This window comes from Herbaspirillum sp. RV1423, assembly GCF_000577615.1.
Taxonomy (GTDB): Bacteria; Pseudomonadota; Gammaproteobacteria; order Burkholderiales; family Burkholderiaceae_D; genus Herbaspirillum.
Genome location: NZ_CBXX010000034.1, coordinates 80,265 through 86,504, shown reverse-complemented (window position 1 = coordinate 86,504; position 6,240 = coordinate 80,265). Strand labels below are relative to the sequence as shown.

Below are 6,240 nucleotides of genomic sequence, written 5' to 3'. Positions count from 1 at the left end.
CCCCCCACGCCCCGTCCGCCTGGCACTTTCGCAACGCCTGACCGTGCGTGCGGCGTCATATCGATATCTGTTTATCTTCGTTATCAAGCGGCCTTTGCTGCCAGATAATTTGATGCTTGGCGATGCGATTGCCGCACGCCCACCCATACACACGTTCCCAAAAAGGCAACCATGACCCAAGCATCCGGCTCGACACATCCCGACGCATTGTTCGCGCGTTTCCACGACATCTTCGCGCGCATCGCGCAAGGCAGCATCGCTCGCGAGAACGGCCGCGAACTGCCGTATGAAGCCGTGCAATGGCTCAAGGACAGCGGCTTCACGTCCTTGCGCGTGCCGGTCGAACTGGGCGGCAGCGGCGTCACCCTGCCGCAATTCTTCGGCCTGCTGATCCGCCTGGCGGAAGCCGAATCGAACCTGGCGCAAATCCTGCGCGTCAATGCCGGCTTCACCGAACTGCTGCTGGAACGCAAGGATGACGACGACACGCGGCATTGGCTCGGCGTGATCGGCAAGGGAGAAACCTTCGGCGCTGCCGCTTCCGAACGCACCAGCGCCACCAGCAATTCGGTCACGCTCACGCCCGATCCCGACAAGCGCCCCGGCCATTACCTGCTGAACGGCGAAAAGTATTATTCGACCGGTACGCTGTATGCGGACTGGATACTGGTGCGTGCGCATGATGCCGAATCCGATCTCAACGTGCTGGTCAGGAGCGATACGCCGGGCGTGGCGCGCATCGACGACTGGGACGGTTTCGGCCAACGCCTGACCGGCAGCGGCACCACGCGCTTCGACAACGTGCTGGTCCGGCAAGACCAGATCCTCGACCGCTATCACGTGTCGGAGCCGCGCCGCAACACCATCATCACCGCCTTCTACCAGACCGTACACCTGGCGACGCTGGCCGGCATCGCGCGCGCCATCCAGCGCGACGCGGTCGAATTCACCCAGGCGCGTACGCGCACCTTCGGCGTTCCGGGCCAGTCGAGTCCGCGCGACAATCCGCTGGTGCATCGTGTCATCGGACGCCTCGCCAGCCTGGCCTGGTCGGCCGAACAACTGGTCGACGCGGTCGCCAACGCCATCGAGAAAGTCCATCAGGCACGCAAGGTCGGCGCCGCGCAGACCGAGGATTACATCGCGCTGGACGTGCAAACCTTCCAGGCGCAACAGGTCATCATCGGCCAGGTGCTGGAAGCCGCCACGCTGCTGTTCGAAGTCGGCGGCGCCTCGGCCACCAGCGACAAGCGCCGGCTCGACCGCCACTGGCGCAACGCCCGCACGCTGGCGTCGCACAATCCGGCCACACAGCGCGAAGCCGCCATCGGCGACTATCACCTCAACGGCAATCCGCCCAGCGAGCGTTTCGGCCTGTCGTATGCGTGAGCGGTCGCACCCGCCAAAGACTTCCGCATAAGCACATACGAATTCATTCGTTTTGCCGATGGCCCGACCTCTCTACACTTGAGAGCGATGCTGCCCGGCCGGTCCGCGCCGGGCAGCCGCAATACTTCCCCTGCAAAAGAAAGCGACCCGACCATGCAAACCGGACTGACAAAATCGCTGGCGATATTGGCATTGAGCTGCCTCGCCCTGATCGGCAATCATGCCGCGGCGGCGGCGCAAAAACCGGAGCTGCGTGTCGGCTTCGTGCCCGGCCCGTATATCGACGAATTCAAGATCGGCGTACAACCGGAACTGGAAAAGAAAGGCTACAAGATCAGGTATTACGAATTCAGCACCGGACTGGAAGCCAACAGCGCGGTCTTCAAGGGCGACATCGACGCCAACGTCATGCAGCACTCGGTTTTCCTGAAGTCCTATAACGACCGCAACAAAACCGACCTGGTCGGCATCGTACAGGTGCCGACGCCGCCGATGGGCCTGTACTCGAAGAAGCATCGCAGCCTCGACGGTCTCAAAAAAGGCTTCACCGTCGCCGTGCCCAACGATCCGGTCAATCTGCAGCGCGCCTTGTGGATCCTGCAGCGCCTCGGCTGGATCAGGATCAAGGAAAACGCCAATCCGGTCGACGTCACCGAACTCGACGTCATCGAAAACAAGGTCGGACTCAAGCTGGTGCTGCTGGAAAACGCACAAGGACCGCGCGCGCTGGACGACGCCGACTTCGCCGCGATCCAGGGCAACTTCGCCATCTTCGCCAAGCTCAAGCTGTCCGAAGCCTTCATTCTGGAAGACATGACGCCGTCCTATATCAACGTGCTGGCGGTGAAAAAGACCAGGCAATCCGAGCAATATGCGCGCGACATCGTCGACGCCTATCACTCCGACACCTTCCAGAATGCGATTCGCGCGGATCGTTTTTATGACGGCTTCCGCCTGCCCGACTATTTCAAAGCCAGATAAGCATTGCTCTTCCTCTTCACAAAAAACACACAAGCTGAGCATCGTCGGCAACACCATCATTTCGCCGATCGCGTTCTACTCCAAGAAGTACCAATCGCTGAAGGACTTGCGCGACGGCGCCCGGATCGCCATCCCCAACGATCCGGGCAACCAGACGCGCGCATCGCGCAAGTCAGTTTCAACGACGTCGATCCCGGCCTGATCGAAGCGGCGCGCGCGATGGGTTGTCGGCGGACTGGGCGATCTGGTGATCCGTTACGATTACGAACGCTATGAGACGCGCGTGATGTTTGAAGTCATCGTGATCCTGATCGCACTGGTATCCGCCATCCAGTTGGTCGGCGAGAAGCTGTCGCGCCGCCTCGATCACAAACGCTGAACAGGCGCCGGGTTCTTCGCTCCGGCTGACACCTTCCTTCTGGAGTCAGCCGATAAAGCCAGCCGATCGACTCAGGCAGCATCCGCGATCCCTTTGCGTCCGGCCGGACGCGCCAATCCCAAGTGTTCGCGCAAAGTCGTGCCTTCATAATCGCGGCGGAAGATGCCGCGCTGCTGCAGGATCGGCACGACGCCGTCGGCGAAGTCCTGCAAACCGCTCGGCAAGGCGTCCGGCATCAGGTTGAAACCGTCCGCCGCACCGGCCTTGAACCAGTGTTCGATATCATCGGCAATCTGTTCCGGCGTGCCGACCACGACGCGGTGACCGCCGCCGCCCGCCAGCGCATAAACCAGTTGCCGCGCGGTGTAGCCGTGCAAACGCGCCTGCGCCAGCGTGGCGTTGTAGAACGTGTGATTGCCGTTGCCGCCGTTGGGCAAGCCGATGTCGTCCGGCAGGCGCTCGTCCAGCTTGATGCGATCCGGCGCCACGCCAAGGATGCCGGCCAGCCGCTTGATGCTGTAGCTCCACGGAATCATGTCGATCAGCTCGTCGCGCCGCCGGATCGCTTCGGCTTCGGTGGCGCCGATGATGGTGGTCAGTCCGGCCAGCACCTTGACCGCGTGCGGACCGCGTCCGTATGCAGCCGCGCGCGCATTGAGTTCGCGACCGTAGGCCAGCGATTCTTCAAACGATTGCGATGCCGAGAATACCGCTTCGGCATGGCGCGCCGCGAGATCGCGACCATCGGCCGAACCGCCGGCCTGCACCAGCACGGGACGACCTTGCGGCGTGCGCGGCAGATTGAGCGGCCCCTGGACGGAAAAATGCGCGCCGTGGTGGGCGATCGGTTGCACCTTGTCGACGTCGACGAAACGTCCGCCGGACTTGTCGCCGATCAGCGCATCGTCTTCCCAGCTATCCCACAAGGCTTTGACGATGTCGGTGAACTCGGCGGCGCGCGCATAGCGTCCGGCATGGTCGGGCACGGCGTCGCGGCCGAAGTTGCGCGCCGACGCCAGGTCGGCGGTGGTAACCACGTTCCACCCCGCCCGGCCTTTGCTGACATGGTCGAGCGTGGCGAAACGGCGCGCGATGTTGTACGGCTCGTTGTAGCTGGTGGACGCCGTGCCGATCACGCCGATGTGCGCGGTCGCCGCCGCCACGCTGGCCAGCAGCACGGTCGGCTCCAGCGCGGTGATGGGACGGAAATCGATCTGATCGATGATGGCGGCGTTGTCGGCCAGGAACACGGCATCGAACTTCGCCGCTTCCGCGATCTGCGCCACGCGGATGTAATGGCCGACATTGATGAAGGCATGGGGATCGGCATCCGGCAAACGCCACGCCGAGGGAACGAAGCCGGAATGCAGGATGTTGATGTTCAGGTGCAGTTGGCGTGGCCGCGTGCTGGTGTCGCTCATGAGAATCTCCGTCAATTCGCGCCGTTGCCGGCGGCGATGTTCAATGCACTTTGAAAAATCCGTGGCGCTCGGCCAGCAGATCGAGGATGCGGCGCGTATCGGTGACGAAACGCTTGTCGCCGAGCTTTTGCACCTCGGCTGCATCGTTCGGCAGCGGCTGTTCGTCGCCGAGGATCAGCACCGGCAGGCTCTGGTGATCGGCGTCGAGCGCCTCGACCACCGCCTGGCGCGGCCTGGCGAAAGGCAGGCGGCGGATGTCGAGACGATCGGCGCGCGCCGGATCGCCGGCCAGCAAGCCTTCGATGGGAGCACCGTCGGGACAGATGAATCGTTCTCCGGGATAGGCCGGATCGGTGAATCCCGGTTCCAGCAACAGCAGCAAGTCTCGGCTCATGGCGAATGCCTCCTGAAAGGAAATGAATCCGCTAATTCTCGTTCGCCCGGCAAGCGGCCGCCACGAATATATCCGCATATTCATATGCGCTGCGGCCGTCAGCGGCAGGTCAGGGAACATGCTTCCGGTGCGACTACAATGGCACTGCCCTGTAATCGCCGCGCCACGACCAACCTGATCGGACGACAATGAATATGCACCGTTTCCTCGCTTGCGTTCTGCTGTTGTTTTCTCTCTTGCTGCCCCTCTTTCCGGCCCGGTCGGCGGACTTGCCTTTCCGTGCCGGCGTCGCACGTGTCGATATCGACGATGTCGAGGCTTTCGAGACGATCGTCTGGTATCCGAGTCCGGTCGACGAAGTTGCATGGCAGGCCGGTCCTTATCGCGTCGAGGCGACGCGCAACGCGCCGATCTCCGCCGGCGTCTTTCCTGTTGTCGTGTTGTCGCACGGCCATGCCGGGACGCCGTTTGGCCATCGCCAGTTAGCAGCGCGGCTGGCGCGGGAAGGCTTCATCGTGATTGCACCGACACATGTGGGCGATTCGTCCGGCAAGACCGAGGGCTACAGGCAAGGCCGTTCCTTGACGGATCGGCCGAGGCAAGCCGACAAGGCGCTGGATGCGATATTGCATGATGCACGTTTCGCGCCGCACATGGACAGCGCAAGAATCGGCATGATCGGTTTTTCGGCGGGCGGCTATACCGCGCTGGTGCTGGCGGGCGCTGTGCCAGACTTCAGGATTGCCGACGCCTATTGCGTTGCGCATCCACAAGATTCATCGTCTTGCGGTGACCGCCGCAGCGACGGCGGACACATTGCCGCGGCCGCATCGGCGCCCTGGCAATTCAAACCCTCTTATCCTCTCAAAGCCCTCGTCGTGATGGATCCCCTCGCCTTGGTGTTCGACGCGGCCGCGCTCAAATCGGTCCGCATGCCGGTATTGCTCTACCGGCCGGTCGATGGCGCTTACCTGGATCCTGCGCACAATGCGGCGGCCCTTGTCGCAGGCCTGCCGGTCGCGCCGCAGGAGATCGTCGTGCCGGGCCGACATTTCGTCTTCCTTGATCCTTGTCCCGAGATCCTGGCCGCACAAGCCCCGTTGCTCTGCCAGGACGCACCGGACGTCGACCGCGTGGAAATCCACCGCCGCATGGAAGATGAAATTTCGACTTTCATGCATCGGCATTTGTAAGCGACTGGCTTCGTCACCACTACCGGCCTAGTATTTATTGCAACGATTTTTCGTATTGCGTGACCGCGCAAGTTTGGAATATACTGTTCTTATGTACAGTATAATTCGACAATTCAGGAACGAAGGCGTGCGCCGTCCGGAGGCCGAGATCGTTGCCGACGCCGGCCTGAGCGGCGTCGTCTCCATGAGCCTGGCCGGCACCGCACGGCAGATGACGCTGAGCGCATCAGCCAGCACGGAAGGTGCCGCGACGCTGCTGTTGCCGCCGCTGTATGAGCCGCAACTGCTCAGCATGCACGGCAACGGGATGATCGTGCGCGGATGGCAGCGCCTGTCGACGGACAAGGATGGCAACGGCGCAACCTATCTGCAGGAATGGCTGCTGACCTTTGTCGGCCTGCATCCAGCGTCCGGTCAGATGCCGGTGATGCGAGAGCCGGCGTCGGCCGCGGCTTCCCCGCAATTGCTGCAGGGAAGATGAAG

The 6,240-nt window shown here is 62.5% G+C and carries 6 protein-coding genes and 2 pseudogenes; 6 read left to right on the top strand and 2 right to left on the bottom strand.

Annotation, left to right across the window (positions count from 1 at the left end; translation table 11 throughout):
* Positions 1 to 171: 171 nt before the first annotated feature.
* The 4 genes and pseudogenes from RV1423_RS22525 to RV1423_RS29290 all read left to right on the top strand — a co-directional run.
* Positions 172 to 1,389 carry an acyl-CoA dehydrogenase family protein gene (locus RV1423_RS22525; protein ID WP_034301680.1) on the top strand — a complete coding sequence of 406 codons (1,218 nt, stop codon included), beginning with the start codon at positions 172 to 174 and terminating at the stop codon, positions 1,387 to 1,389.
* 153 nt (positions 1,390 to 1,542) lie between these two features.
* On the top strand, positions 1,543 to 2,370 hold the full coding sequence (locus RV1423_RS22520; protein ID WP_034301737.1) for a MetQ/NlpA family ABC transporter substrate-binding protein: 828 nt from the start codon (positions 1,543 to 1,545) through the stop codon (positions 2,368 to 2,370).
* Between the two features lie 19 nt (positions 2,371 to 2,389).
* Positions 2,390 to 2,533: pseudogene (locus RV1423_RS30025) on the top strand (MetQ/NlpA family ABC transporter substrate-binding protein); the annotation flags it as partial.
* Positions 2,527 to 2,749: pseudogene (locus RV1423_RS29290) on the top strand (ABC transporter permease); the annotation flags it as partial. The pseudogenes RV1423_RS30025 and RV1423_RS29290, both read left to right, overlap by 7 nt.
* A 71-nt stretch (positions 2,750 to 2,820) precedes the next feature.
* Here the strand turns inward: RV1423_RS29290 and RV1423_RS22510 are convergent.
* Complete coding sequence (locus RV1423_RS22510; RefSeq protein WP_034301672.1) at positions 2,821 to 4,170, bottom strand: LLM class flavin-dependent oxidoreductase; 1,350 nt, start codon at positions 4,168 to 4,170, stop codon at positions 2,821 to 2,823.
* A 40-nt stretch (positions 4,171 to 4,210) separates the two neighbouring features.
* Complete coding sequence (locus tag RV1423_RS22505; protein ID WP_034301670.1) at positions 4,211 to 4,564, bottom strand: DUF3088 domain-containing protein; 354 nt, start codon at positions 4,562 to 4,564, stop codon at positions 4,211 to 4,213.
* A gap of 188 nt (positions 4,565 to 4,752) precedes the next feature.
* On the opposite strand from RV1423_RS22505, the gene RV1423_RS22500 reads away from it, so the two are divergent.
* Both RV1423_RS22500 and RV1423_RS22495 read left to right on the top strand, forming a co-directional pair.
* Positions 4,753 to 5,757 carry a dienelactone hydrolase family protein gene (locus tag RV1423_RS22500; RefSeq protein WP_034301667.1) on the top strand — a complete coding sequence of 335 codons (1,005 nt, stop codon included), beginning with the start codon at positions 4,753 to 4,755 and terminating at the stop codon, positions 5,755 to 5,757.
* A 127-nt stretch (positions 5,758 to 5,884) separates the two neighbouring features.
* Entirely contained in the window at positions 5,885 to 6,238 is a 354-nt protein-coding gene (locus tag RV1423_RS22495) for a hypothetical protein (protein ID WP_231502481.1), read from the top strand.
* Positions 6,239 to 6,240: the final 2 nt, after the last annotated feature.

Excerpts from the sequence above, each read along its gene's own strand:
- RV1423_RS22505 (WP_034301670.1), bottom strand. The coding sequence starts at position 4,564 with ATGAGCCGAGACTTGCTGCTGTTGCTGGAACCGGGATTCACCGATCCG.
- RV1423_RS22510 (WP_034301672.1), bottom strand. The coding sequence starts at position 4,170 with ATGAGCGACACCAGCACGCGGCCACGCCAACTGCACCTGAACATCAAC.
- RV1423_RS22520 (WP_034301737.1), top strand. The coding sequence starts at position 1,543 with ATGCAAACCGGACTGACAAAATCGCTGGCGATATTGGCATTGAGCTGC.
- RV1423_RS22500 (WP_034301667.1), top strand. The coding sequence starts at position 4,753 with ATGAATATGCACCGTTTCCTCGCTTGCGTTCTGCTGTTGTTTTCTCTC.
- RV1423_RS22525 (WP_034301680.1), top strand. The coding sequence starts at position 172 with ATGACCCAAGCATCCGGCTCGACACATCCCGACGCATTGTTCGCGCGT.